This is a genomic window from Bacillus sp. FSL L8-0654, assembly GCF_038629965.1.
Taxonomy (GTDB): Bacteria; Bacillota; Bacilli; order Bacillales; family Bacillaceae; genus Bacillus; species Bacillus safensis.
Map to the genome: position 1 here is coordinate 2994596 of NZ_CP152026.1, position 26414 is coordinate 3021009.

The window sequence follows — 26414 nt, forward strand, 5'->3', positions numbered from 1 at the left end:
TCATTACATATTATTCCTTTAGCTTTCTCCATAGCGTCGTACGGTTGATATTCAACCGCTTTGCCGCCTTTGATTGATTCATATTTTCTTCTTCCAGCACCGTTTTGATAATCCGTCTTTCAATCTCATCAAGCGTTCCATTCAAATAGCTGGACAGCTGTTTTTCTTCATTTTCAAAGGCAAGCTGATCAATTGCTGCCTTTGCCCTATTCAACGTGATATATCCACTTTTTGTTGTCAGTACCAGTTCCTCAATGATCCGCTTGAACTGCCTGACATTTTCTCTGAATTTCTGGTGTTGAAAGGCTTCAATCACATCTGCTGACAGCCCAACCACCTGCGTCCCGTAAAGAGAATTCAGTTCCGCAATAAATAACCTGCTCATGTCCTCAATATCTTCCGGCCGTTCAGACAACGCAGGGACATGAATTGTGAGCTCCTGTAAGCCTGTATATAATTCCTCACTAAACGCTCCAGATTGCATCAATTTGAACAAATCCACTTGAGACGCAGCCATCCAGCGAATATTCTGATGATGATGCAGCTGCTCGGCAATGAGCTGCTGTATATCCATTGGAACGCTCTCAATATCCTTTAGAAACATCGTCCCTTTTTGATGCAGAGGGATTGATTTTATATCTTCCGGTTCTGTCAAACGTCTGCAATGTACTGTCGTAAAGCTCTCATTTTTCCTCTCGCTCATTTGATGGATAGCAAATGCAAGGCATGATTTACCCGTTCCTTGTTCACCATACAGGCAAATCGAGCGCTCCGTTTGACTAAACGCTTTTGCCCTATTGATCACATCTTTCATTTTTGGGCTTTGATCTGTAAAAAGAGCAAATGGATGTTCTGAATGAATAGGCGACGCAAGCGTCCAAATACGATGACCTTCTTGATTCATCACAGCCGAAGGCTTTTCAATCGTGACAAGCAACTCGCCTTTCGATAGCATGCTTCCTTTGACATGCCACACTTGCTGCTGATGGGATATTTGAGAATAGCCATTTTGTTTCCCTTCTCGAATCGCCTTTAGTGCCGGTTCAAGTGCTGGACACCACGCAATCACATCAGCATGAGAAGTAGACGGTGCAAATAATCCTTTTTCTGTCCATTGTTTCATTTGTTGATTCATAAAATGTAGCTGGTTGTGCGGATCAATGATGAGCATCCCTTTCGGCTCTTGATCAATCATTTCACGAAAGAGACGCTGTTCAGCTGTCGCCTCTTTATATAAACGATACATTTGTTTTGCTTGATGAAATGCTTCTTTGACCGATTCACGACCTGATGTAATGAGCATACTCTGCATTCCCAGCTCTTTAGCCGCTTTATCAGTAATGACATCTCCAAGCACGACCTGAGTCCCTTGTTCTTGTAATTGTTTTAAGAGATCCCATACCTCTTCCTCTTGCTGCACTGTGTAAATATCAATTTTAATCGCGTATAATTCCCCAATGGTGCGTACACCTTGTGTAATATTTTCAAAACCCACGACCGCTTTTTTACCTTGATAATCTTTTATCAGTGTTAAGGCACGAAGCAAGTCATACCCTGACACAGGGATATCCACTACTGGGATGTTCACATGTTTTTGAATGAGCGCAGCTGTTCCGCCCCGGCTCATAATGATATCCATTCCTTGAGCTTCTGCTTGTTCTGCAAGAGCAACACCAGACCGGAGATCTCCGACTACAAGCTGGAATGTCATATTTTCTTCTTCTTTGGCAAGGTCGATTAACACATCGCCCAACCCTTTATACGGCGCAACACCTAACACTTTGATATTCATGAAAAGGACCCCCATTTTTTATCTCTTCATCACGAGACATAGCTTGAGGGAGTCCAGCCGATAGAAAATGGGGACAACCCTCCAAACATCAATTATAAATGAAGCAAATGAGGGTTACAATTCACCAGAAGCAGGGCCCTCTTGCAGTTAAGAAGTGCGATTGACCCATTCTTCTGTCACACACACATATTTGATCGCCTGCCGATAATACGTAAACGCAATATGCAGCTTCCCGTCTTTTCCTTCCGTGATGGATGGATAAGAAAACTCTCGATTTAGTTTATCCTTTGAATTGTTTGTCATCGCATATCCATCACCCACTTCAAGGTTACGTCTGATAGGCCATGTATCACCATTATCCTCAGAGAGCGCCAAAGTCATCGGTGCACGCGGTGTTCCCCAAAAGGCTGGACGTGCTTCTGTATCAACCGCTGTGCGCGTATCGCCTTCATCCTCAATTTCATCATATAAAGAAGCTCTTCGTTCTGTTTGCTCATCCGCATTGATATGATTATAGACGAGGGCAAGATGCCCATTTTGGAGCACGGTAAATTGAATGGATGAATTATTATTGGGCAGCTCTGTCGCCTTTGGCTCAGACCATGTCCGCCCATGATCGACGGAACGGCTGATATAAATCGAATCAGCAAACCGGCTTCTAAAGAGGGCTATGAGGGAGCCGTCTGCACACTTTCCAATATTCATATGAACACAGCCCGTGCTGTTTGGTACAATGACCTCACCCCATGTCTTTCCTTGGTCGGATGAAATCTTCACAGCACTGACATCCCGGTTCCCCGTCCATTTGACGCCTGGAATGGTCTTACAATAGAAGACCGGCAGCAGCCAATCTTGATTATCCAGTACAACAATCGGCTGACGTATAAACGTACCCGGCTGTTCAAACAAAGTATCAATCTCACCCCATGTCTCACCTCTATCCTCTGATAGCCGGTATCTCACGATGGCCGTATCTTGATTCCCAGATAGCTGTGCGGTATACAGCAGCCATAGCCTGCCATTTTCCTCTTGAAACAGAACTGGATTTTGTTCAGAGCGTGCAGGATCGTTAGATAACTTCACTGCCTCTGTCCACTTGTTACTTCCTCGTTTGAGTCTCGACATATAGATTGAGATATCAGGTATTCCCTCCTGCGTTCCGCCAAACCAAACACATAATACATCTCCATTATCCAGCTCAAGTAGATTGGCCGCATGATTCTGCACGCAGTCTGTTGGCAGAAAGGCTTCTTTTCTCTCTGTATCTTGTTCATTTTGTCGCAAAATTCCATCTATTTTTATCACAGTCTCTTCATTTTTCATGACAATTCTCCTTTCAATGGTTGATCCTTTTTAGCAGGCGGACTGAAAAGTCGGTCGATTACCAGCACAAGGAAAGGAATGATAATGGCAATATACATATTATCGATTCCGAATGGATTATCGAGTAAATACCAAACCGTCGTGGTAACACCTGAAGCAGTAAGGCCAATGGTCGCCCCTCTATTTGAATTAAAGTACGGCAAGTAAAAGCCCATCGCTGCTACAACAGCGATTGATGTTCGAAGCGCCCTTGTAAAAAAGGAAAGGGACAGCAGCTCCGGCGCAAGTGCTACTCCTACAAGAGGCACAATTCCAACGAGTACAGCCACATACCTCGTGACTTTCATTCTCTGCTCCGGTGTTGGTTTCATTTTCGGTACATAAAAATCATCCATAATTAAGGTTGTTGTCGCAAGCGCAACCGTCGACACACCGACAAAGATGGATGCCACAAGCGATGTTGCCACAATGGCACTCAAAATTGGATTCATATGCTGTAAAAAGACAGGGAAGGCATAAATAGGATCAATGTCTGGATACAAATAATGTGCAGCTACGCCGATCACACCGATTGCAATGGCGAGCGGCAAACAAAGCAGAGCCGCATAAAGTGTTGATTTCTTTGCCTCACGCTCACTTTTCGACGAAGTGATTGCTTGAATGATAAACTGCGTAGCAAAGATGGCACCCATGTTTCCTATAAACCAAGCTCCTATCGTCCCCCATCCAATTGTCCCGTCCCATGTAAAGAAATGATCAGGCATCGTTTGTTTCATTGGTTCAAAGCCTTTTGTTAAGTAAAGAGCTACCCCTAGTGTAATTAAAATTCCCGCATACTTCACGATCGAATGAAGGATCGTGACCCATGCGACCCCTTTCATTCCTCCGAATGTAAAATAAAATGTACTCACAACAGCTGTAATGATCGCACAGGTCATTAAAGGAAGCCCCAAAATGGATGCAATGGCAGCTGAACCACTTAAATAGTTTCCTAGATTCACAAGCAGCAATGCGGCAATCATAATAACAGAAACAACTAGCTTCGTTGATTTTCCAAACTTCTGATCGATAATACCTGAAATGGTGTACTGTCCTGTTCGATAAAACTTGCCTACTAAGAAAAAGGAAAAGATAAAAAAGGCGATAGCGACAGTCACAATAGACCATGAAGCAGAAAGCCCATGCGTAAAGGCAGATTCTGCAGTTCCAACAGTGGATTTCGTTCCAATGAATTCACTCATGAGCAAAATACCGACTACAATGGCTGGAAGTGACTTAGCAGCATTGTTAAATTCTGAATTGGATTTACTACGGAAACGCATCGTCAGCCAAGTCGTAAATAGTATATAGAGAATAATGACGATCAAAATAAATGTGATGACAGAACTGCTTAAGACATTCATTTAAAATCCCCCTTTGTGTGCAAGCCGTGTGAAGCAACTTCTCATGTCCCATCCCAATAAAGCATTAAGCGTCAAGCAGTTTCATGTATACCTGTTCAATATCAGAAACAGACATTGGCTTTGGATTGTTGTCCATTAATCTCTTCACCTCTGAAGCTGCTTGAGCAAGTGCCGGTACATCCTCCTTGGACACGCCAAAAGCTTTGAGCTGCTGTGGAATGTGTAAATCCGCTGTCCAATCTTCAATTTGATGAATCACACGCTCTGCAAGCTCCTGCTTTGTGTGAGCTCCCGCTAGTCCTATTGCTCTTGCCACATGTTCAAGCCGATCAATGATATGATCTGCATTAAAAGCAGTGACATGCGGAAGCAGCATGGAATTAGCAACACCATGAGAAATCTTGTATTTCCCCCCTAATGGATAAGCCATAGCGTGAACAGCAGCAGTTCCGGCACTTGTAAGCGCCATTCCTCCATACATTGCACCAACAAGCATATTTTCTCTTGCCTTCATGTTCTCCCCGTGATGATATGCCTCCTGAATACTTCCTGAAATCAGCCGCATCGATTCCAGTGCAAACATATCACTGAATGGATTGGCTTTATTTGAAATATAAGATTCAAGCGCATGCGTAAAAGCATCCATACCTGTAGCTGCGGTAATAGATTTCGGCAAGTTGAGAGTAAGTGCTGGATCTAAGATGACAAGGTCTGGCAAAAGATGCGGACTAACCATTCCAATTTTCAATTCCTTTTCTGGAAAAGTCACAATTGCATTTGGTGTCACCTCAGATCCCGTACCAGATGTTGTCGGAATGAGAATCGTTGGCACTCCCCTTTTTTCCACAAGATTTGTGCCAACGAGAGCAGAAATCGGCTGATCGTTTGTCTTAAGAACAGCTAAAATTTTTGCAGCATCAAGGACACTCCCGCCACCAATTCCAATAATGGCGTCATGCGCTCCTCTTAAAAATGTGTGGAATACATCCTCGATATTTTCTTCTGTTGGTTCAGGTTTGATTTCTGTACTTATCTCACTTGCTATCCCCTTTTTCGCAAGTTCTCTTTTGATGTGATCTGCATAACCAAGTGATACGATAGATGGCTGCGTTAATATAAAAATGGATGTGAGTCTGCTAAGCCCTAAACTATCTAATTTCTCCCCAAGAAGGTCTAAAGAACCTGCGCCAGATACAATGTGTGATGCCGTCTGAAAGTGATAATGCGTGATCGTCATCTCTTCACTACTCCTTTGCCGCTTTTCCTTGTTTGCGATAGTCTTCAACCATTTGTGCCACAGCTTCCAATGCCTCACCTGACAGCTCTTTTACAGGGCTTTTGGGCGGGCCAACCGGAATTCCATAAAGCTCTGCTGCCTTTTTCAAAGGCGCTGGTAATGTCCCTAAACCGAATGTTGCTCTTAATGGCTGCAGCTGCTTCTGGAAGTGCTCACTTTCGTCAAGCTTCCCTTTTCGAAAAGATTCATAGAGTCCAACGACAGTTTCAGGAAGTACATTTGCAGTTGCTGCGACCGCCCCTGCTCCGCCGAGTTTCAAGGTATCCAAAATGAGTGAGTCCGTACCTGCAAGGACAACAAAATCTTCATCTTTTGTGACATCCAGATATGCCTTGATATTTTCAATGTTTCCACTGCTATCTTTAATGCCTAGCACATTCGGCAGTGCACTGAGCCGAGCAACCGTCTCTGGTGCTAGAGATACTCCTGTTCTAGATGGAATGTTATAAAGCAGAATCGGAATATTCACATTCTCAGATATGTGACGAAAGTGCTCATACAGCTCTTCTTGGGTTGGTGCAACAAAGTAAGGTGTAATGATAGACAGAACATCTACCCCTCGATCTGCCAGTTTGTTTGACAGCCTGATGGTTGCCTCCGTACTATTTTCACCTGCTCCAATGAATACCGGCACTCGTCTGCCAACAGCCTTCACGACAGTTTCAGCAATTTGAAGCTTTTCTTCCTCTGAAAACAAATGAAACTCTCCATTTGTGCCTAAAGCAAAGATGCCGTGTACACCTGACTCGATCAAACGATTCACTAATTGCGTTGCCACTTCGGGATGAAAATGTTCTTCCTCAGTAAGCGGTGTCAAAATAGCTGGTATAATCCCTTGAATGTCCAAATAATCCTCCCTTTCTTATGTGTTGCATTTTTAAACATGTCATATTTTAAGCGCTTTCATATTTTTTATTATAAAAGGATTGTGATTTAATTAGCAACACTTTTTTGATTTTTCGTTATATTAAGTTCATTTCTTATGCAGCTGTTGATGTTTTCAACAAAAAAAGCGAACCATTTTGGTTCACTTTTGAATGGCATTCAACTTTTGAAGAAGCCCATGCACCTTTTGTCCTAATCTTTCGTGTAAAAGGTCAGCATCTTCCGTTTCATGCGTATTGGGTGTAGCAATACAAAGATGATGGATTGGAATGCTTGTTTCTTGCTTCATGATGTGCATAAGCTGCCCCATGAGCTGAACAGCTGCTCCGTCTGATAAAGATCGTTTCAGGATAAGCCAAATGGCCAACTCTTCTTGCTGAAGCATGCCGCAAAGGATCATATCGTCTTCGGCGTCTTCTGCGGCAAATTGTGCTAATCCGTTAGCTTGCTCGAAAAACAGCATATCTTCAGATGACTCTAGCTGCTCATGAAGCGTCTTCGTTCCCGTTCCAATAGACCTTTTCCAAAAGAACCCGCCGTTTTTCTTATGTGAGGAAAGGATGCGAAGAGGCTGATTAATGGAAAACGTCATTCCTTCTGAGCTATAAGTCCTCCAGCCATCGGCTATGTTTACAATTGATGCTTTTGAAGGGGCTGCAGGCTCAACCATCAGCTGGGGGTTAGCCCTAAATGGATGCTGGAGCGGTGTCACATTTGTTTCATACACACGGTTGATTCGTTCAGTGGTCAAGACGTGATGCGGCAGTCCTAACATGTCTGTCTTTCCTTCATGAAGCAGAAGCAGCCGATCACAATATAAACTAGCGATGTTCACATCATGGAATACACCAATGACCGTTAACCTAGAGGAATCAGTTTCTTCTTTAATTAAATCAAGCAAATCTTTTTGATAGGCTAAATCAAGGAAACTCGTTGGTTCATCCAGCAATAAATATTCAGGCTGCTGCGCCAATGCCTGTGCTAAATATACACGCTGCTGTTCTCCTCCGCTTAACTCATGGATGGATTGATTCTTAAACTGTGCAACACCCGTTTGTTCCATTACTTTGCTGACGACCTGCACATCTTCTCGCGTGACAGATTGCAGCCACCCTTTTTGATATGGATAACGACCGAATTGGACGGTTTCTTCCACCGTAAATGAAAAAGCTTGGTCCGTTTTCTGCGGCAGAACGGCCATCTTTTGCGCAAGCGCCTTTGGCTGATAGGATTGAATAAGGTGACCGCCGAGACGCACCTCTCCGCTCTTAGGTGCTAAAATCCCTGCCATCATTTTAAGAAGGGTCGTCTTACCGCTCCCGTTTGGACCGAGTATACCGAGAAATTCTCCTTGCTTTACTTCAAGATTAATGCCTCGAATGACCTCTTTCTCTCCATATCCACCTCTGATTTCCTTCACTTGAATCATACGTGCGTCCCACCTCTATATTTACGAATGAGGATGATGCCAAATACAGGTGCACCAATTAACGCAGTAATGATGCCAATCGGTAATTCAGTCGGCTCAATGATGGTACGGGATAACACATCTGCTAATACAAGAAAGGAAGCACCGTTCAGCATAGATAAAGGCAGCAGATGCCGATGATCTGTGATAGTTAAGAGGCGGATAAAATGCGGAATCACAAGTCCTACAAAACCGATCGTCCCTGATACCGCTACTGCACTTCCGGTCAGGATCGAGCCCGCCAGCAGCACAATATATTTGCTCCTTTTCACATGAACACCTAATAGCTTTGCCTTCTCCTCGCCATACGTCATCACATTCAAATCCCGCCCCATCAACATTAACGCAAAGGTCCCAATAAGAAAGAAAGGAAGAAAAAGCACAATATAACGCCAGCCCCTCATGGACACACTGCCAAGCAGCCAATGAATGATCTCTTTTAGATCATCACCTGTTAAAGCAATCATCAATGAAATGAGCGCACCCAAAAAAGAGCTGAAAATCACTCCTGTCAAAATCAAAGAAGAGATGCTCATCCCCCGATGAACAAGACGCGCAAAAAAGAGAACGAGACAGAGGGTCACAAGCGCTGTTGTCATACTGAATAATGGCAGTGTGAAGCTGCCAAAAAGCGGGGGCTGCAAGCTGAAAAACAGGGTCGCTACGGCTCCAACTGATGCCCCTTGAGATACCCCCAGCGTATAAGGGTCAGCGAGAGGATTTTTTAATAAACCTTGAAAAGCTGCACCAGATAACGCAAGTGCTGCTCCGACTAATGCCGCTAATATGACTCTTGGCAGCCGAATGTTCATCATAATATTGCGATCGATGGAATCAATGGTTCCAAACTGCACTCCGAATAGTTCATGAACAAATATACGAAGAATAGAAGGAATGGGAATCCCTAAGCTTCCAAAGGAGATTCCCATTCCAATGCTCATCACAAGAAGTAAAACACTTAGTGTATATGCGATGATCAATTTATTTGAACGTGTCAGGATAGACGTTTTTCGCAAGAGCCTCGACTCCTTCAACCAATCGCGGTCCCGGTCTTGATGCGAGATCCGTATTCAATTGAAAGACTTGTTTTTCTTTCACTGCTTTCATTGCATTCCAGCCGTCTCTTTTTTTCAAATCAGCTAAGCCTGATCCATCAATTGTAACGATGACATCAGGATTTCGCTTGATGATCGATTCTTCCGTCATTTGCACCCAGCCAGTTTGATCACCTGCAGCATTTTTGGCATGGATAACAGAAAGCATTTCATCCATAAATGTATTTTTACCAGTTGTATAGATTTCAGGTGCACCTGATACTTCGACAAAGACTGTTTTTTGCTTGTCTTTCGAAATCCCCTCTGCTTGTTTCTTGATGTCATTCAGCTTTGTTTTCATTTCGTCTACAAGCTTTGTTGATGCTTCTTTCACGCCGGCTGCTTCACCGATCATATTGATTGATTTGTACACATCCTTAAAGGATGTTGCATCATTTACAGTCAGTACTTGGATCCCTGCATTTTCAAGCTGTTTAAATCCATTTTTTGATCCCATCTGAGATGCATGTGCTAAGACAAGATCTGGCTTTAAGGAAATGACCTTCTCGACATTGAATTCAAGTCCGCCAATCTTCTCTACCTTTTCGACTTCCTTTGGATAATTGTCAAAGTCTGATCGTCCAACCATTTTATCTCCAAGACCGAGTGCATAAGCAATCTCCGTATTACTTGGAATTAACGAAACAATTCGTTTAGGCTGTTCTTTGATTTCGACTGTTTTGCCAGCTGCATCTTTTATCAATACGGGAAATGCCGCAGTGGCCGTTTCTTTATTTTGTGACCCTTTTGCTTTGTGATCTGTCTCAGCGCCTGCACATCCTGCTAAAACACCCATCACAAGCAATAACGATAGCCAAATAGCTGTTAACTTTTTCATGAGTAACCCCCTGGTTTATGTACTGCTTAACGAAATCTCTTTCGTCAATTCTTTTCTAATTTCGGGAATATTATACTACAGTGCAGATAGGTTGTATATGTGATTTCTAAAAGCGTCTTTTCTGTTCATAAAACAAAAAAACAGCCTCTAAAAAGACTGTTTTTCACTCTTCAATGAATTGATTTGTTCTCCATTGATGGCGACTTTCTCAAAAGCAGGAGAAACGGCATGCTCTAAAGATAATGGATACGCCACATCATCTATGACACAATCTTTCATTTTAAAGTGAGTCACAGGAGAATGTGCATATGCGGCTATTTTCACACCATATCGTCCGCCGCTGCTTTTGAGTCCTTCCACTTCAATATGACGTACAACAGGACGATGCGGACCAGCATCTCCTTCCTCATACATCATGTCGATACAGACCACTTCATGCTTTAGACTTTTGACTGTATTGTTTTTAAAATAAATATGTTCAATGGTGCCGCCTCTGACAGAGTTGGTTTTAATACGCAGTGCCCGGTCAAGGTTCGGACTGTCCATGACATTATTTTCTGCATAAACATACTTTACCCCGCCAGAGATCTCGCTCCCGATCGTCACACCGCCGTGTCCATCCCGCATCTCATTTCTACGAATGACAATGTTTTCAGATGGAATCCCTATTCTCCGTCCATCCTCGTTTCTGCCCGATTTGATGGCAATACAATCATCTCCGTTATCAAAATAACAATCTTCAATGAGCACATTCCGGCAAGATTCCGGATTGACACCATCTGTGTTTGGTCCATGCCCAATGATTTTAACGCCGCGGACGATGACGTTATCACTTAACACAGGATGAATTTGCCACATCGGTGAATCCTTCACTGTCACTCCTTCGATTAGCACATGCTGACATTGGTATGGCTGAATAAAGCTCGACCTTAAATAATGACCTTCTCCAAATACCCTTTCTTCTACCGGTATTCTCTTTTCCGCCATTTCAAACAAAAGCTGGCGATCCCGATCCTGAGAGGGCTGGCCATTTGTCCCATACTTCCAAGGCCACCAATGATGCTCATCCCCTCTGCCATCAAGGGTTCCGGCTCCAGTTATAGCGATGTTTTCTGCATGGTGTGCATAAATGAGAGGTGAATAATTATAAAGTTCAACCCCTTCATATCTTGTCAGTACAAGAGGCAAGTAATCCTTTGGGTCTTGGCTGAATGTCACATAGGCTTTCTCATGCAGATGAAGTTCTACATTGCTTTTCAATTCTAAAGCACCTGTCATAAATGTCCCTGCTGGGATCAGCACCCGTCCCCCTTTCAACCGGTGGGCATCATCAATGGCAGACTGAATAGCATTTGTAGAAAGCTCTTGCCCTTCCGCATCTGCTCCATAATGCACCACATTCAATTCACGATCTGGGAACTGCGGTGCTTTTATCTGCTTTAGCACTTGATCAATTCCGTTTACTTTTTTATCTTTCTTCCCTTGCTTTGCTAAACGAGCAATTCCAACTCCAGTTAGTACCGTTCCTGCTGCGATATACATCAAATCCCGTTTTTTAGACACGTACTCATCCCCCAGTCGCCTTAAAGTGTGACACCTGTTTTGAAAATAGCCAGCTCTCTAAAATTGTTTTTTTCATGATTTAACAGCTTCCCGCTCGCCACATCAATGACAGTTGAAATGAATTTTTCTAATACAACATCTTCCGGTACATCTTCAAGCAGTTCTCCGGCATTAAAGTCAATCCAGTGCTTTTTTGTTTCATATAAGGCTGTGTTGGTCGAGATTTTCATTGTTGGCACAAACGTACCAAAGGGTGTCCCCCTGCCTGTTGTAAAAAGCACCATTTGACAGCCAGAAGCAGCAAGTGCAGATGAAGCAACCAAATCATTACCAGGTGCACTTAATAGGTTCAATCCCTTTTGTTTCAGCAGCTCTCCATATTTCAATACATCTTTAATATCAGAAGTACCTGCTTTTTGTGTACAGCCAAGAGATTTATCCTCTAATGTCGAAATTCCACCTGCTTTATTTCCCGGGGAAGGATTTTCATATACCGGCTGTCGATGATCCATGAAGTATTGTTTAAAGTCATTGATCATTTGCACAATATTGTCGAAAGTCGCTTCTGATGCTGCTCTCTCCATTAAAATCGTTTCAGCACCAAACATTTCGGGCACTTCTGTCAGCACAGTTGTTCCGCCTTGCGCGACAAGAAAATCGGACAGTCTGCCTAAAAGCGGATTTGCGGTAATACCAGAGAATCCATCTGATCCTCCGCACTTCAAGCCAATTTTCAGCTCAGATAACGGAATGTCTTCACGATGATCTTCTTTCGCCGCATCATAAATTTCCTTGAGTAAAGCGACTCCCGTCTCAATCTCATCTCCTACTTCTTGGCTTCTTAAAAATTTCACTCTCGTACGGTCATATTCACCTAATGTGGACTGAAAATCTTCAATGTCATTGTTTTCACAGCCAAGTCCAAGAACGAGTACTCCTCCAGCATTAGGGTGCTTCACCGCATTTTGTAAAATGGTTTTGGTATTTTCATGATCGTCCCCAAGCTGTGAGCAGCCATAATTGTGCTTTAATACAAGGGCTGTTTCAAAAGGATGGATGTTTCCACCCATTTCAGCGGTGAATATTTGGATCATTTGATCGGCGATGCCATTCACGCATCCAACGGTAGGAACAATCCAAAGCTCATTGCGAATTCCGCTTCCGCCATTTTTTCGTTTATACCCTTTAAATGTAAGATTCGTTTTTTCATAGGGGTTTTCTGATAATGAAGGCTGGTATTCGTATTCCAGCTTGCCAGATAGATTGGTTTTGATATTATGCGTATGCACCCATTCTCCAGCAGAAATGGCAGTCACTGCATGACCAATGGGATAGCCATATTTGATAATATTCTCTCTTTGCTTGATTTCAGCCAATGCAAACTTATGACCTTTGGCGACGGTCTCTTTTAAGATAATCGTATGTCCTTGATGCTGCAGCTCCTCCCCTTGCTCAAGTCCTTTTAAAGCAATACCGACATTATCTGAAGGGTGGATGACAATAAAGTCTTTCATGCTTTCTCCCCCTGACTTTCATATTGATGAAGCATCATTCGATGAACAGCTGCTCTCATCCCATGCGTCTGTATGAGGGTAAGCTGATCAGCTACAGCTTGACTCAATCCATTTATATCTGTTAAATCTCTGCCCCATAATGACTCGCATGAAAGAATTTTCGCTGCAACTCCTTCATTAGAATGGTTTTCCTCGTCCCATGCTTCCTTCATGAGCGTTAGCACAGTTTCATCATCCTTTACCCTTCCTGCATGTGCTCTGTAGAAATAAATGAGACTGCTAAGTGAAAACACAAGTTTCATTGGCAGCTGTTTCTTTCGCTCGACATAATCAAGCAATGACGGAAGATTACGGGTTCGGAATTTGGATACCCCATTCAGCGCAATATCCAGCAATTGATGCTTTACAAATGGATTGCAAAAACGATCCCAAACGGATTGTGTATAAAGAAGAAGCTCATCTTCAGGGAGTTCAAGCCCTGGCAATACTTCCTCCTCCAGCATACGCCGGATGAACGGACCAACATGCTCATCATCCACAGCTTCCTTTACAGTTTCTAAACCGCAAGAATAGGCAATCGGCACCATCGCCGTATGTGCACCATTTAAAATTCGTACCTTGCTCATACGATAAGGCGCAATATCCTCTACAAAAAGTACATTTAATCCTGCTTCTTGAAAGGGGAGCTCCTTTTTCACAAAAGCGGGCGCTTCAATGACAAAAAGATGATAATATTCTGCCGTGACAAGCAATTCGTCGATATACCCTTCTTCCTTTCGTACGATGTCAGCCGCTTTCTTAGAGAATCCAGGGACAATCCGGTCCACAAGCGTATTACAAAACGTGTTGGCTTCCTTAATCCATGTAAAAAACGCAGGCGGCAGTTCCCACTCAGCTGCCATACTGATCACATATTCCTTCAATCGATCACCATTTTGTTCAACCAATTCACAAGGCAGAATGATCAGTCCTTTCTGCTCATCTCCAGCAAATGCTTTAAACCGGTGATACAAGAACGCTGTCAGCTTTCCTGGAAAACTGGCTTGCGGCCGATCCTCCAAACGATCCTCCTTTCTGAGCACAAGTCCTGCCTCTGTCGTGTTTGAGAAAACAAAGCGGAGATCCGGGTTTTCCGCTACGTGTAAAAATTCCTCGTAATCCGTATACGTACTAATTCCTCTGCTAATCGATTGGATGATCATACGTTCATTCATTTCTTGCTGGTCATGATATCCCTGAATACATAATGTGTACAAGCCATCTTGTTCATTTAATGCTGCTACTGATCCTTTTCGAGGAGGAACAACAACCGCTCTTCCTTTAAAATCTGTGCAGTCGTTCAGCTTCTGGATGTGCCAATTGATAAATCCTCGCATAAAATTTCCTTCACCAATCTGCAAAATCGTTTCCGGATACTCAGGTGCTGGGTATATGGCTTTTGATAATCGTTTCAAATGGATTCCCCTCTCCAAGCATTATGCACACGTGAACATTTTTCTAAGAAGGTGCAGATTACTGCACCTTTTTGACTGAATCTCTGATCATCAGCTCTGTGTGGACATACACTTTTTCCATATGATCTTCTTCTTGCTCTTCACCGTTTATCACTGAAAGGATAGCTTCTGCTCCAAGTGCACACATTTTTTCAATCGGTTTTTTCACCGTTGTCAATGCAGGTGTGGTATAGGATGAAAAGGCAATATCATCAAAACCAATAATAGAAATATCACCTGGACACGTTTTGCCTTTTGCAAATAATGCATTCATTGCACCAATCGCCATGTCATCGTTTGAGCAAAAGAGCGCTGTTGGCGGATCATCAAGGGCCAGCAGCGATTCCATTGATTCATAGCCGCTTTTCATATGATAGTCGCCTTTCATCATATATTCTTTCTTCATAGGTATTTGGTGATCAATTAACGCTTGCAGGAAACCAGCTTTTCTTTCTTGAGTTGATTTAAAGCCTTCTTTCCCTTCAATGATGGCGATTTGTTCATGACCTTGCTGAATGAAATGGTGTGCAGCCTGGTAAGCTCCTTGACTATCATCTGCTAATATATTCATGACCTCATGACTTTCTACACGGCGATTCAGCACAATGATGGGAATGCCCTGTTTCTTCACATGATGGATAAATGCTTCATCGTGTTCGCTTTGACTCATGAGCAAAATGCCATCGTAGCGTTGTTTATGAATGGTTGTGTAATCGTGAAAGTCGTCAATTCCTCTTACAAAGAGATTATAATACTCTGTCATGACGCTGTTGACACCTTTTAACGCATCCACAAAGAAGCTTGAAGATGTGCCTTCTGTTAAACTCGTAAAAAACAGACCAATTGTGAATGATTTTTGTGATACTAGGCCTCTCGCATGGACATTCGGTGAATAATTCAGCTGTTTTGCAATCGACAAAATCTTTTGTTTTGTCTTCTCTTTAATAAAAGGACTGTTATTCAAAGCCCTTGATACCGTGGTATGAGAGACGTTTGCCAATTTTGCTATGTCTTTAATTGTGACTGTCATGCTATTCCGCCTTTTATGATTTTTTACCATCTTATCATAAAACCGCTTTCATTTTCTTCATGTCATTCAGTTTGGATGCTGGAGCTGCTTTGCCCGGTCAAATTGGAAATACTGCCTGGCATTTTCATAGCTGATTCCTTTCACAATTCCCCCTAACAGTTCAAGATCATAAGGGGCTTCTCCTTTTTCTACCCAATCTCCGATGATATCGCATAGCAGTCTTCGAAAATATTCATGCCTTGTATACGACAAAAAGCTTCGTGAATCTGTCAGCATCCCAATGAAACGGCTGATCAGTCCAATACTGGATAGAGCCATCATCTGCTCTGTCATCCCTTGTTTCGTATCATTAAACCACCAAGCTGTGCCGTGCTGGATCTTCCCAGGTGTCGTCCCGTCTTGAAAGCTTCCAGCCAATGTGGAAATCACAACATTGTCCCGAGGATTCAAGGAATAGAGAATGGTTTTTGGCAGTGCCTGTTCTTGTTCTAAACGGTCCAATATTCTGCAAAGCGGCTTGGCAATGTCTTCATCATTCATCGCATCATACCCTGTATCTGGCCCAAGCCGCTCAAACATTTTCGTATTGTTGTTCCTAAGCGCATTGATATGAAGCTGCATCACCCAGCCCCGCTCATAGTAAGCCTGACCTAGCTTTATGAATGTTTGTGTTTTAAATTTGATCTTCTCTTTTTCCGTCAATGAATGCCCCGACATTTTTTTATAAAAGATGGCTTCCACTTCTTCTTCCGTCGTTTCTTCAAACGTCATTTCGTTAATGGCATGATCTGAGATCAGGCAGCCCTGTTCATGGAAAAAATCAATTCTTGTACGGAGTGCTTTCAAAAAGTCTTGGTAGGATTGGATTGGAGTAGATGAAGCCTCTGCCAGTTCGTGAACATACGCTGTAAATAGGTGATTCGTTATATCAAGTGCCTTATCAGGCCGAAATCCGGGCAGTACTTGCACAGTGAATCCTTCTTCCCGCAGTTTTTGATGATAGCAAAGCGAGTCGACTGGATCATCTGTTGTCACGACTGTTTCAACGTTCGATTTCACAATGAAGTCTCTTGCACCAAAACCCTCTCCTTGCAGCTTTTCATTTACTTTTTGCCAGATGATGTGTGCGGTTTTTTCGTTTAAAAGTTCTTCAACTCCAAAATATCGTCTCAGCTCTAAATGAGTCCAGTGATAGAGCGGGTTTCCAATGGTCATGGGAACGGTCTTCGCCCACGCCAGAAATTTCTCATAGTCTGAGGCATCCCCTGTGACGTGCGATTCGGGTATGCCATTTGCTCTCATGGCACGCCATTTGTAATGATCTCCGTAAAGCCATGCTTCGGTGATATTATGGAAGGTTTTATTTTCATAGATTTCTTTGGGGCTTAAATGACAATGGTAATCTATAATTGGAAGGTCCTTTGCAAACTCATGGTATAGCTTTTCCGCCGTCTGACTGTTGAGTAAAAACTGTTCATCTAAAAAGGCTTTCATCAAACTCCCCCATTTCTCTTAAAGATAAAAATAATTTGTTCACGTTAACAATTTTATTGTAATCGTTTACAAAATTAATTTCAATCCTAAAACAGGAAAAAACGATCTCCTTTAGAAAAGAAAATCGTTTTTTGGCTATTTTACAGGTGATGATTTTTTTAGGATAATCGCAATAGTTGTTCCAGTGCCTAGTTCACTTTCAACTTGAATATCACCGTCATGCAGCAAGACGAGCTCTTTTGCTATCGCAAGCCCGAGACCTGTTCCGTTCGTTGGATCATTTGTATTTGTTCCTCTGTAATAGCGGTTAAATAGGTGATCCACCGTTTCCTGTGCCATTCCGCGGCCATTGTCTTTCATTTCGATCCGAACTTCTTCCTCTGTTTCAGATAAAACTGCTGTAATATGAGTGCCTTTTTCGTTATGCTTCACTGCATTCGCCAGCAGGTTCTCAATCACTCGTCTGAACCATGCTTTATCGATCTCAAATATGACACCATCTGTTTGATCTTCAAAGGAGCATGGATAATCCTCAGATGAAGAGCTTCTTGAAAACTCGTCCATAATGGAAGTTAAAAATTCACTGAGTTCAACCGGTTTCCGATTAATAGGCAGGGCACCATTCTTCAATCGGTACGTGAGGTTTAAATCCTCAATCAGTGTCGACATGTATTCTGATTTCTCACGAATCACCTGTCCCATTTCCATGACTTCTTCTTTGGACCATTGATATTGATCGGATTCAAGCATGAGTCCATAGCCGTAAATCGTACTTAGAGGCGTTTTCAAATCATGAGACAATCCTGCAATCCATTCTTCCCTTGTGGTTTGAATTTTTCTTCGGTTTGCTTCATTCTCTTTTAATGTAAGCGTGAGCTGATCCATTGTTTTTAGGATATCCTCAAATAATCGGTATTCCCGCTTAATACGGCCTTTTTTATTTTTACTGACTGGAATTCCCTTTCTATTTGTTGGTTCCTGCAATTTATTTTTTGATAAGAAAATCAGCCAGCGAATAATGTGATAAATTGGCAGCCCATAACGATACGAATACCACAATGTCATGACAATAATAATAGTGAGTGCAAGACCTGCAATTAAGATGGTTGTATATTGATTTAAAGCGTCCCTCTCTTTATCGTAAAGCTCGTCTGGGCTGTATACTTTATTTGGTACCGAGACGATGATATACAGGTTTTTATTCACCTTCATATAAGTGAGGTCACTTCTAAACTCCCAAGGCTTCGATTGATACTTGAGCAATTCAACATCTGTTACATTATGTTTCAAACTAGTGTTGGCCCGAATGCCTTTTAAATATTTTCCTTCTTCATTGAACAAATGAACCGATCCATTCATTCTCTTCAAGAATTCTTTTGTTTCAACCGAATATTGAGATAATGCAGCCAAATTCTTCTCGTGCTGTTTCAGATAATTGGCTACCTTTGTGCTGTTCGTTTTGAACCCATATAACACAGTAAAACTTTCTTGATCAATCTCAATTGGCCAGAAGTACATCTTGTAATCTTTAAATTCTCTTTTTTCAAAGATCTTGATCATTTCATCCTTTTGATAAGACGTTGGAATTGATTTAGGGCGGTGATAGCTATAAACGGTATTCTTCTTTGAATCAATCACTTGCAGCCAGCCGTCTCTTTTTTCCACTGCTTGCTTGAGCTGATCGTCGGCTTCCATTTTTCCATCCTCGTTAAAATAAAGCCAGCTCATGAGTGTATCTCCATCAGCTTTTGTTAAACCAGTTTCGGTCATGTTCTCATAGTATTTATTTAAATATAAGTTCTCAGAGAACGTATTGCCGATCGTCAGAATGGCAATCACAATAAACATTTGTCCGACAAAGTGAAAGAAAAGTTTTGCTCGTAAATTCATAAATTATTGAAGGACCTTTGCAGGGTGCGGTATAAATTTATATCCCATACCACGGATCGTCACAATATATTCTGGCTGACTCGGATCTAATTCAATCTTTTCTCTCAGCTTTCGAATATGAACCATGACAGTGTTGTTATCACCATATGATGGGACGCCCCATACTTTCTCATAGATTTGATCTTTTGAGAGAACCACATTCGGATGGTCACAAAAGTACTTCAGCAAAGAAAGAAGCTGAGCAGAACATGCCGTCACCTCTCCTCTTACTTTCAATTCGGCTGCATGAGGATGATAGGAGAAATGGGCATAATGATATTGGCTTTGAGTGTCTTCTTGCTCCTCCTGTAAGGAGATATAAGTTCGGTTTAGGTGAGCCTTAATTCTAGCCACTAGCTCAAGCGGGTTAAATGGCTTTGTGATGTAATCATCTGCCCCCTGTGCAAAGCCCGTCAGTTTATCGACATCTGAAGTTCTTGCAGTTAAATAGAAAATAGGCACTTTCGTTAACTTTCTGATTTCAGGCAGAACGTCAAAACCAGACTTACCGGGCATCATTACATCTAGAAGTAAGAGGTGGATGTCCTCGTTTTTGACAATATCTAATGCTTCATCTGCATGGTAGGCTTTATAAATATGCTTAAATCCTTCTTTTTTTAATACGCGTTCAACCATTTTCACAATTGCTTCTTCGTCATCTGCAATCAATATTTTTGCTGTTTCCACGCATCTCTTTCCTTTCTAGCTATGATCTCTAACCGTATATTACCATTGTCTAAAGTAAAAAAGTACCTCTTTTCCGCATAAAAGCGAAAAAATATCAACTGGAGAAAATGGCAGCACGAGGAAGTTTCAAACATGCAAAAAAACCCGGCAGCTGCACCGGGTTCCTTTACATCTATTATCCATTCACAGCTTCTAGCTTTCGTTCATGATTCATTAAGTCATAGGTTAAACAGATCGGCTTATTCGTTCTTGGATCAAGCACAATTTCTGCATCAATATGGAATACCCGACTGAGTACATCTTTGGTCATGACCTCATGAGGCGTACCATCTTTTATGACTTTCCCTTGATTGAGGGCAATCATGTAATGTGAAAAACGCGCCGCATGATTCAAATCATGGATGACCATCAACACAGTTCGGCCCTGCTCTCTATTTAAGCGTTCTAACAGCTGAAGAATCTCGAGCTGATGTGCAAGATCCAAATACGTCGTAGGTTCATCTAATAGGAGCAGCTCTGTTTCCTGGGCAAGTGCCATCGCAATCCATACACGCTGACGCTGTCCGCCGGAAAGTGCTTCAACTGGCCGATCATGAAAAGCAATCATTCCCGTTTCCTCAAGTGCCCACCTAATGATTCGTTTATCTTCATTTGATAAACGGCCAAACCCATTTTGATGCGGGAAACGTCCATATGACACGAGCTCATACACTGTCAATCCACTTGGTGCTTCGGGCGTTTGCGGTAAGATCGCCATTTGTTTTGAAATTTCTTTTGTCGGCGTCTCATGGATAGCCTTGCCATTTAAGTAAACAGCTCCTCGATTGGACTTCATAATACGAGACATCGTTTTTAAAATGGTTGATTTCCCGCAGCCATTCGGTCCAATCAGTGTTGTCACCTTGCCTTTTGGGATGCTGACATTCAAATCTTCTACAATCAAACGGTCTTGATAACCGATACAAAGCTTTTCTGTTTCGAGCGATTTCATATGTTGTCTCTCCTTCCTCATTAGTTCGATTTCATCAATAAGTAAATGAAGTAAGGTGCGCCTAAAGCAGAAACGACAAGGCCAACTGGCACTTCTGATGGTGCAAGGATGACGCGGCCAATTGTATCTGCCAGTAATAATAACAGCGCGCCAACCAGCGCGGAGGCCGGTATCATTCCTTGATGCTTTGGCCCAACAAGCTTTCTAGCTAAGTGCGGTGCGGCTAATCCTAGGAAAGAGATACTTCCTGCAACAGCAACACTCGCACCTGCTAATGCAACGGCAATCAGCATGAGAAGACTTCTTTCTTTATGAACAGAAATGCCCAATCCATAGGACAGCTGATCACCTAAATTCATAATGTTTAAGTAGCGTGATCTGACAAGCGCTAATATAAGGAAAATCAGCATCCATGGCAGAACAGATAGGACATACGTCCAGCTCGAGCCATAAATGCTTCCAGATAACCACACGATAGCTTGGTTAAAATCATTTGGGCTCATTTTCAACTGGATGACCACAATTGCTGCTGAAAACGCAGCATTCACACCAATACCAGTTAAAATCAATCGAACAGGTGTGATGCCTTTTTTCCACGCTAACACATAGATGAGAAATGCAGCAAAGCCTGCACCTACGAACGCGAAAAGCGGCAGTATAAAAATTGTAAGATCACCTAAATTTGTCATCGTGCCTTGAAATGCAAAGATAAATAGCACAACGGCAAAGCCTGCACCGGCATTGACACCAAGAATACCTGGGTCAGCTAAACCATTTTGAGAAACACCTTGCCAAATCGCTCCTGATACAGCGATAGAAGCGCCGACAAGTAAAGCGATGACCATTCTTGGAAGCCTGAACTCGAATAATACGAGTTCATCCATTTCACTTCCGAATCCAAAAAGTGTTTTCAATGTATCCATCGGAGAGATCCGAATTTCTCCGGTATTTAAACTAATGAGAAACACAGCTACGATCGCGAAAAAAATCATGAGCATCGTTCGTTGATATTTCTTTTTCTTTGCTTGCTGCACCATTTCCATTTAAATCCCGCTCCTTTCACGTCTAGCTAAGTATAAGAAGAAAGGAACGCCTATAATCGCCGTAATGGCACCGACTGGCGTTTCAAACGGAGCATTGACCAGCCTTGCAGCAATGTCTGCATAAATTAACAATGTGGCCCCTAAGATAGCGGAGCATGGGATAATCCAGCGATAGTCCACTCCGACCAAGAACCGAGTGACATGAGGGATCACAAGCCCAATAAAACCAATAGAGCCTGCTACCGACACGGCAGCACCCGTTAAAAGAATAACAACCACTATACCAAGCACCTTGACCGTTTTCGTATACTGTCCAAGCCCTTTCGCCAGTTCTTCACCTAAGCTTAAAACCGTGATCGAACGGGCAAGGATCATTGCAATGATTAGTCCTGCAATGGCAACTGGAATGATGATATGAATGTTACTCCAATTCACACCTGCCACTCCGCCAGCATACCAAAAGCTCATATCTTGAGCGACGTCAAAACGGATGGCAATGGCTGAGGAGATGGAGCTCAAAAGTGCTCCAACCGCTGTACCAGCTAGTGCGAGCTTTACAGGAGTCAGCCCCCCTTTTGACATAGTACCAACACCAAATACAATAGAGGCACCGAGTGCGGCTCCAACAAATGACCAAAGAATTAATGTAAAAGAAGATTGGCCAGGGAAAAATGCTAGTGCAATGGCAATCGCAAATGCGGAACCATTTGTCACACCCATAATCTCAGGTGACGCAAGCGCATTTCTCGTCATTCCTTGCATAATGGCACCTGATACGGCTAAAAAGGCACCGACGAGAGCAGCTCCAACTGTACGCGGCAGCCTCAATTCCCGAATGATTTGATGTGAAGTTTGATGTGGATCAAAATGAAAAACGGCTTCCCATACAGTCTGTAGATGAATGTTTGCCGCTCCTAATGATACTGATAAAAAAAGACCAAATGCTAAAGCGATCATTCCTATGATGATAACAGCTGCTGTTCCAAAAGGCTTCGTGACAATATCGATCGTATCATCTCTGGCTGGCAGCTGTTTATTCGATTGTGAGCCCAAAACCAGTCTCTTCCTTTCCGTTCATGTCTATTCTCTATTAGTGATAATGATTATCAATCTCGAAGTCTAGTATATCACTTTCTTTTCTTTTTGAAATCACTGTTCTGATAAATTTCTTTATTTTCCGCAAAAAACTGTGAGAATTTCATCATTTTTCTTTTGGTTCTAAATTAGCCGATGCATTTTTATTCCTATCATGGTACGATAAAATTGAAAATGAGAATCATTATCAAGGAAAAGTGAATAGGAGAGAATTTTTGTGAAAAAACGAACTGGATTTCTTTTGATTTCTTTATCCATCCTTATGATCTTTACAGCCGCTTGCGGCAGCACTTCAAATAAACAATCTGCAGCGAAAAAGAATGACATGATCACATATCAGGATGCCAAAGGAGAAGTGAAGCTTCCGAAAAATCCGAAGCGAATAGTGCTTCTTGCAGAAAGCTATTACGGGGACCTCGTCACACTCGGCAAGACGCCGGTTGCTACGACATCACCCATCTTTAAAAACCCTTTTTATAAAGGGAAAACAGATGGAGTGAAGAATCTCGGAAGGAACCCATCAGTCGAAAAGGTAGCCGCTTTGAAGCCAGATATGATTATTGCATGGGGAGAAGACGAGAAGTTTGATCAATACAAAAAAATCGCCCCAACTGTAGCGGTTAAATACAACCAATATTCCTTCAAAGACCAGCTAAAAGAATTCGGTAAAATGACAGGTACACCAAAAAAAGCAACAGAATGGATCACGAAATGGGATACTAAAATTGCTGAGGTGAAACCAAAGGTAACAAAAGCTGTCGGCAGCAAAACGGTTTCGATCGTATCGCCATTTGATAAAGGTATTTATATCTTTGGAAACACCTTTGGCCGCGGGGGAGAAATCATTTATGACGAGCTGAAATTAAAAGCACCGAAAGCCGTCAAAAAAGAAGCGATCGACAGCGGTGTCGGCTATGCAAACATTTCTCTTGAGAAGCTGCCAGAATTCGCAGGCGACTATATTTTCACAGGTCCATGGAGCGGTTCAAAAAGTAATGGTGACCAAGTCTATCAAAGCAGCATTTGGACATCACTTCCTGCCGTCAAAAATAAACGTGTATTTGAAATAGATCCCGTCGGTTACTTCTTTAATGACCCAGTGTCACTAGAAGGTCAGCTAGAGTTCATTGTGGACCGATTGACATCTGCGTCATAAAAAAACGTTTCTCCATCTCTGGAGAAACGTCTTCCTTATCTTATACCGTTTCTTTGGCAAATCCTTTTGACATGAATGGATAAAGCAAAATACCCACTAAGAATAGACCGATTCCAAGACCAAAAGTTTTCAAGTCGGCTGTTCCTGAAATAATGACCCAAGCCGAATACCCCATCGCAACAAGTGCAATGATGCCGTCTCTTGTTCGATTTCCTTTTTGAAGCTCATATGTGTCACCTTGCATGATGACCTTAAAGCTGTAGATGGAAGACACAATATACGGAATAAGATACGCAAGTGTCGCTGATGTGGTTAAAAAGGTAAAAGCTTCATTAATCGTACGTGACATCACAGAGAAGATAAACAGCTGTGACATAATATTTGTAACAGTCAAAGCGAAAGCAGGGCTTCCTTTTTTGTTTGTTTTTGCAAATACTGCTGGAAAATCACCAGCCTTTGCTGCTTGATACGGTACTTCTGAACCAAGTAAAATCCAGCCAAGCATCGAACCAAACAAACAAATAATCGCCAGCAGTGCCATGACAATTCCGCCAGCCGGCCCAATAATAAGCTGAAGCACATCCACGAATGGTTTGTCAGAGCCTTGCAATTGATCATGCGGCAGAACGCCCATTGTAATCAATGTGATAATCATGTAGATCGAAAGTGCGATTAAAAGACCTGTAATCGTCGCACGTTTCACATCACGCTGTGAGGATGCTCTTCCTGATAAAATGACAGCTGATTCAATCCCAATAAATGCCCATAGTGTGGAAATAGCCGCATGATGAATTTGGCCTCCAAGTCCGAGCACTCCTTCCCCGCCTGTTTCAACCGGGAAGTAATAATGTTCAAATAATGCCGTTTGAAAAGCAAATAATCCCGCAACAATAAAAAGGACAAATCCAAGCACCTTCGAAAAGGTCGTAATAAAATTCAATTTACTCGCAGCACTTAAGCTTGTGATTAAAATGGTATGTGTTCCCCATAGAAGAAGAGTACATACGATAAACGTCATGAGCTGGCCAAGTGTGACCGCTTCTTTTCCAAAGGTAAAAACCTCAGTCTTCACGGTGAGAATAGGGAAAAAAGTCGTTAAATAACCAGCAAGGCTTGTAATAATCGCGACATTACTAATCCAGCTTGCCACCCAATATCCCCAAACCATTGTAAAACCGGCCGCTTTCCCTTTTTTCGGATCTTTAAAAAGCGCCCTTGCATAACTTTGTGGTCCAGCCGTCAGCTGCGGCTTATGAATGGACAAATGCCCAAATACAAGCGCAATCATCAGCACACCGCCGCCTGTGACAAGCCATGCCATCGTCACACCTAAAGGACTGGCGTGCTGGGCAAGCGTACTTGGCAGCATAAAGATGCCTGAACCTACCATATTTCCGACGACAAAGGCCGTCAATAACCAAAAACCCCATTTTTTTGTCTGTTCCATTTCCGTACCTCCGTTTTATTCACTTTGGACCAGACCCGGCAGTATCTTCATTGATATATTTGTGAAGCAATGACTTGCATTCTTTATGTTCATCATGGATTACCTTTTTAACAGCATACCCTTATTTTTGTTACTCAGAACATAAAAAAAAGCCTGAACAAAAGTCCATGCTTTTCAAAACATACACCTTGATCTCCGGATAGCCCTCCACGCTTTAAAGACGTGGCAGTCCTGCATTTATTCAATGCAGACCCAGCATAAAGAAAGTTGGAGCTCTCTTTACACTTCGGCGCTGATGCCTTTTTTCTCATGATCTACGATTCCATCTCTCCTATGAGTGACTCATCATCCGCGCAACCTCTACCTCACTGAGACATAGCGTGAGGATTTCTATTCATTTTTACTACACGAAGGTTATCAAACATTCTCACATCTGTCAAAGGGAAAAACATAGAAAAAAGGCAGAGAAGTGTTTCTCTGCCCCTGATTGTTGACAAAGGGCTAAAATAATCTTTATTTTAGTTCTTTGTCTTCCTTCTTTCAGCGTGATAGAAAACCTTTGCAGCCCTAGGAAGGACGAGCACCGGAGCGGAGCGAATTTGACATTCGTGAGCACCGGAGCGCAGACCTGACACCGAATGCGAGGGTTTGTCCGCGCGCTGAGGCAGAGAACTGTTTCTCTGCCCTTTACCTGCTTATTGTTGGTTGTTTTTCTTCTTTTGTACAGCTTCCTGAAGCGGGTCGCCTGCTAGCTCTTTACTTGCTTCCTCTAACAGCTGATCTACCTGCTGATGGTTTTTCTCACTTTTCGCCTTTTTATCCTTTTGGAAAAATGACATCGCTGTTTCCTCCCTTTTCATAAAATGCGATTG

The 26414-nt window shown here is 42.5% G+C and carries 21 protein-coding genes and 1 riboswitch; of the genes, 1 reads left to right on the plus strand and 20 read right to left on the minus strand.

Going from position 1 to position 26414, the window contains the following annotated elements:
- Nucleotides 1-10: 10 nt before the first annotated feature.
- The 18 genes from MHH65_RS15580 to MHH65_RS15665 all read right to left on the minus strand — a co-directional run bounded on the left by MHH65_RS15580 (nt 11) and on the right by MHH65_RS15665 (nt 22897).
- On the minus strand, nt 11-1792 hold the full coding sequence (locus MHH65_RS15580; protein WP_254001439.1) for a sigma-54-dependent transcriptional regulator: 1782 nt from the start codon (nt 1790-1792) through the stop codon (nt 11-13).
- Nucleotides 1793-1939: 147 nt separating this feature from the next.
- Nucleotides 1940-3115, minus strand: coding sequence for a sialidase family protein (locus MHH65_RS15585; protein ID WP_254001440.1), 1176 nt, complete (start codon nt 3113-3115; stop codon nt 1940-1942).
- The gene (locus MHH65_RS15590) at nt 3112-4518 is read right to left on the minus strand and encodes a sodium:solute symporter family protein (protein WP_070326014.1); all 1407 of its coding nucleotides are present in this window, start codon (nt 4516-4518) and stop codon (nt 3112-3114) included. Before MHH65_RS15590 ends, MHH65_RS15585 begins: the two co-directional genes overlap by 4 nt.
- A 64-nt stretch (nt 4519-4582) precedes the next feature.
- Nucleotides 4583-5755 carry an iron-containing alcohol dehydrogenase gene (locus MHH65_RS15595; RefSeq protein ID WP_034280884.1) on the minus strand — a complete coding sequence of 391 codons (1173 nt, stop codon included), beginning with the start codon at nt 5753-5755 and terminating at the stop codon, nt 4583-4585.
- 7 nt (nt 5756-5762) lie between these two features.
- Nucleotides 5763-6662, minus strand: coding sequence for a 4-hydroxy-tetrahydrodipicolinate synthase (gene dapA / locus MHH65_RS15600; protein ID WP_254001441.1), 900 nt, complete (start codon nt 6660-6662; stop codon nt 5763-5765).
- 180 nt (nt 6663-6842) lie between these two features.
- A complete protein-coding gene (locus MHH65_RS15605; RefSeq protein ID WP_061110074.1) occupies nt 6843-8129 on the minus strand; it encodes a heme ABC transporter ATP-binding protein in 1287 nt (428 codons plus the stop codon).
- Nucleotides 8126-9184 carry an iron ABC transporter permease gene (locus MHH65_RS15610; protein WP_061110075.1) on the minus strand — a complete coding sequence of 353 codons (1059 nt, stop codon included), beginning with the start codon at nt 9182-9184 and terminating at the stop codon, nt 8126-8128. Before MHH65_RS15610 ends, MHH65_RS15605 begins: the two co-directional genes overlap by 4 nt.
- Nucleotides 9150-10100: an ABC transporter substrate-binding protein gene (locus MHH65_RS15615; RefSeq protein WP_061110076.1), complete on the minus strand. Its 951-nt coding sequence runs from the start codon at nt 10098-10100 to the stop codon at nt 9150-9152. Before MHH65_RS15615 ends, MHH65_RS15610 begins: the two co-directional genes overlap by 35 nt.
- Before the next feature lie 147 nt (nt 10101-10247).
- Nucleotides 10248-11663, minus strand: a complete 1416-nt coding sequence (locus MHH65_RS15620) for a glycoside hydrolase family 28 protein (protein WP_061110077.1) — start codon at nt 11661-11663, stop codon at nt 10248-10250.
- A 20-nt stretch (nt 11664-11683) separates the two neighbouring features.
- Nucleotides 11684-13177, minus strand: coding sequence for an altronate dehydratase family protein (locus MHH65_RS15625; protein WP_061110078.1), 1494 nt, complete (start codon nt 13175-13177; stop codon nt 11684-11686).
- Nucleotides 13174-14631 carry a tagaturonate reductase gene (locus MHH65_RS15630; protein WP_061110079.1) on the minus strand — a complete coding sequence of 486 codons (1458 nt, stop codon included), beginning with the start codon at nt 14629-14631 and terminating at the stop codon, nt 13174-13176. The genes MHH65_RS15625 and MHH65_RS15630 overlap by 4 nt, the downstream gene beginning before the upstream one ends.
- A 58-nt stretch (nt 14632-14689) precedes the next feature.
- Nucleotides 14690-15700 (minus strand): LacI family DNA-binding transcriptional regulator, encoded by a 1011-nt coding sequence (locus MHH65_RS15635; RefSeq protein ID WP_034280892.1) that lies wholly within the window; start codon nt 15698-15700, stop codon nt 14690-14692.
- 66 nt (nt 15701-15766) lie between these two features.
- Nucleotides 15767-17194, minus strand: coding sequence for a glucuronate isomerase (gene uxaC, locus MHH65_RS15640; protein ID WP_098677563.1), 1428 nt, complete (start codon nt 17192-17194; stop codon nt 15767-15769).
- A gap of 135 nt (nt 17195-17329) precedes the next feature.
- On the minus strand, nt 17330-19084 hold the full coding sequence (locus MHH65_RS15645) for a HAMP domain-containing sensor histidine kinase (protein ID WP_034280895.1): 1755 nt from the start codon (nt 19082-19084) through the stop codon (nt 17330-17332).
- A 3-nt stretch (nt 19085-19087) separates the two neighbouring features.
- The gene (locus MHH65_RS15650) at nt 19088-19810 is read right to left on the minus strand and encodes a response regulator transcription factor (RefSeq protein ID WP_024423448.1); all 723 of its coding nucleotides are present in this window, start codon (nt 19808-19810) and stop codon (nt 19088-19090) included.
- A gap of 175 nt (nt 19811-19985) precedes the next feature.
- Nucleotides 19986-20801: an ABC transporter ATP-binding protein gene (locus tag MHH65_RS15655; protein ID WP_061110081.1), complete on the minus strand. Its 816-nt coding sequence runs from the start codon at nt 20799-20801 to the stop codon at nt 19986-19988.
- 20 nt (nt 20802-20821) lie between these two features.
- Entirely contained in the window at nt 20822-21844 is a 1023-nt protein-coding gene (locus MHH65_RS15660; protein WP_065215171.1) for an iron ABC transporter permease, read from the minus strand.
- Complete coding sequence (locus tag MHH65_RS15665; protein WP_065215170.1) at nt 21845-22897, minus strand: iron ABC transporter permease; 1053 nt, start codon at nt 22895-22897, stop codon at nt 21845-21847.
- Between the two features lie 259 nt (nt 22898-23156).
- Between MHH65_RS15665 and MHH65_RS15670 the strand changes: the two genes are divergently transcribed.
- Complete coding sequence (locus MHH65_RS15670) at nt 23157-24095, plus strand: iron-hydroxamate ABC transporter substrate-binding protein (protein ID WP_065215169.1); 939 nt, start codon at nt 23157-23159, stop codon at nt 24093-24095.
- Nucleotides 24096-24135: 40 nt separating this feature from the next.
- Here the strand turns inward: MHH65_RS15670 and MHH65_RS15675 are convergent, their stop codons facing one another.
- Nucleotides 24136-25542, minus strand: a complete 1407-nt coding sequence (locus MHH65_RS15675) for an amino acid permease (protein WP_034280899.1) — start codon at nt 25540-25542, stop codon at nt 24136-24138.
- A 192-nt stretch (nt 25543-25734) separates the two neighbouring features.
- Nucleotides 25735-25913, minus strand: a riboswitch (Lysine riboswitch).
- A 324-nt stretch (nt 25914-26237) separates the two neighbouring features.
- On the minus strand, nt 26238-26381 hold the full coding sequence (sspJ, locus tag MHH65_RS15680; protein ID WP_024423454.1) for a small acid-soluble spore protein SspJ: 144 nt from the start codon (nt 26379-26381) through the stop codon (nt 26238-26240).
- Nucleotides 26382-26414: the final 33 nt, after the last annotated feature.

What these genes read in the sequence shown, in the direction of transcription:
- MHH65_RS15580 (WP_254001439.1), bottom strand. Translation starts at nt 1,792, where the DNA reads ATGAATATCAAAGTGTTAGGTGTTGCGCCGTATAAAGGGTTGGGCGAT.
- MHH65_RS15585 (WP_254001440.1), bottom strand. Translation starts at nt 3,115, where the DNA reads ATGAAAAATGAAGAGACTGTGATAAAAATAGATGGAATTTTGCGACAA.
- MHH65_RS15590 (WP_070326014.1), bottom strand. Translation starts at nt 4,518, where the DNA reads ATGAATGTCTTAAGCAGTTCTGTCATCACATTTATTTTGATCGTCATT.
- MHH65_RS15595 (WP_034280884.1), bottom strand. Translation starts at nt 5,755, where the DNA reads ATGACGATCACGCATTATCACTTTCAGACGGCATCACACATTGTATCT.
- MHH65_RS15605 (WP_061110074.1), bottom strand. Translation starts at nt 8,129, where the DNA reads ATGATTCAAGTGAAGGAAATCAGAGGTGGATATGGAGAGAAAGAGGTC.
- MHH65_RS15615 (WP_061110076.1), bottom strand. Translation starts at nt 10,100, where the DNA reads ATGAAAAAGTTAACAGCTATTTGGCTATCGTTATTGCTTGTGATGGGT.
- MHH65_RS15625 (WP_061110078.1), bottom strand. Translation starts at nt 13,177, where the DNA reads ATGAAAGACTTTATTGTCATCCACCCTTCAGATAATGTCGGTATTGCT.
- MHH65_RS15635 (WP_034280892.1), bottom strand. Translation starts at nt 15,700, where the DNA reads ATGACAGTCACAATTAAAGACATAGCAAAATTGGCAAACGTCTCTCAT.
- uxaC (WP_098677563.1), bottom strand. Translation starts at nt 17,194, where the DNA reads ATGAAAGCCTTTTTAGATGAACAGTTTTTACTCAACAGTCAGACGGCG.
- MHH65_RS15645 (WP_034280895.1), bottom strand. Translation starts at nt 19,084, where the DNA reads ATGAATTTACGAGCAAAACTTTTCTTTCACTTTGTCGGACAAATGTTT.
- MHH65_RS15655 (WP_061110081.1), bottom strand. Translation starts at nt 20,801, where the DNA reads ATGAAATCGCTCGAAACAGAAAAGCTTTGTATCGGTTATCAAGACCGT.
- MHH65_RS15660 (WP_065215171.1), bottom strand. Translation starts at nt 21,844, where the DNA reads ATGGAAATGGTGCAGCAAGCAAAGAAAAAGAAATATCAACGAACGATG.
- MHH65_RS15675 (WP_034280899.1), bottom strand. Translation starts at nt 25,542, where the DNA reads ATGGAACAGACAAAAAAATGGGGTTTTTGGTTATTGACGGCCTTTGTC.
- sspJ (WP_024423454.1), bottom strand. Translation starts at nt 26,381, where the DNA reads ATGTCATTTTTCCAAAAGGATAAAAAGGCGAAAAGTGAGAAAAACCAT.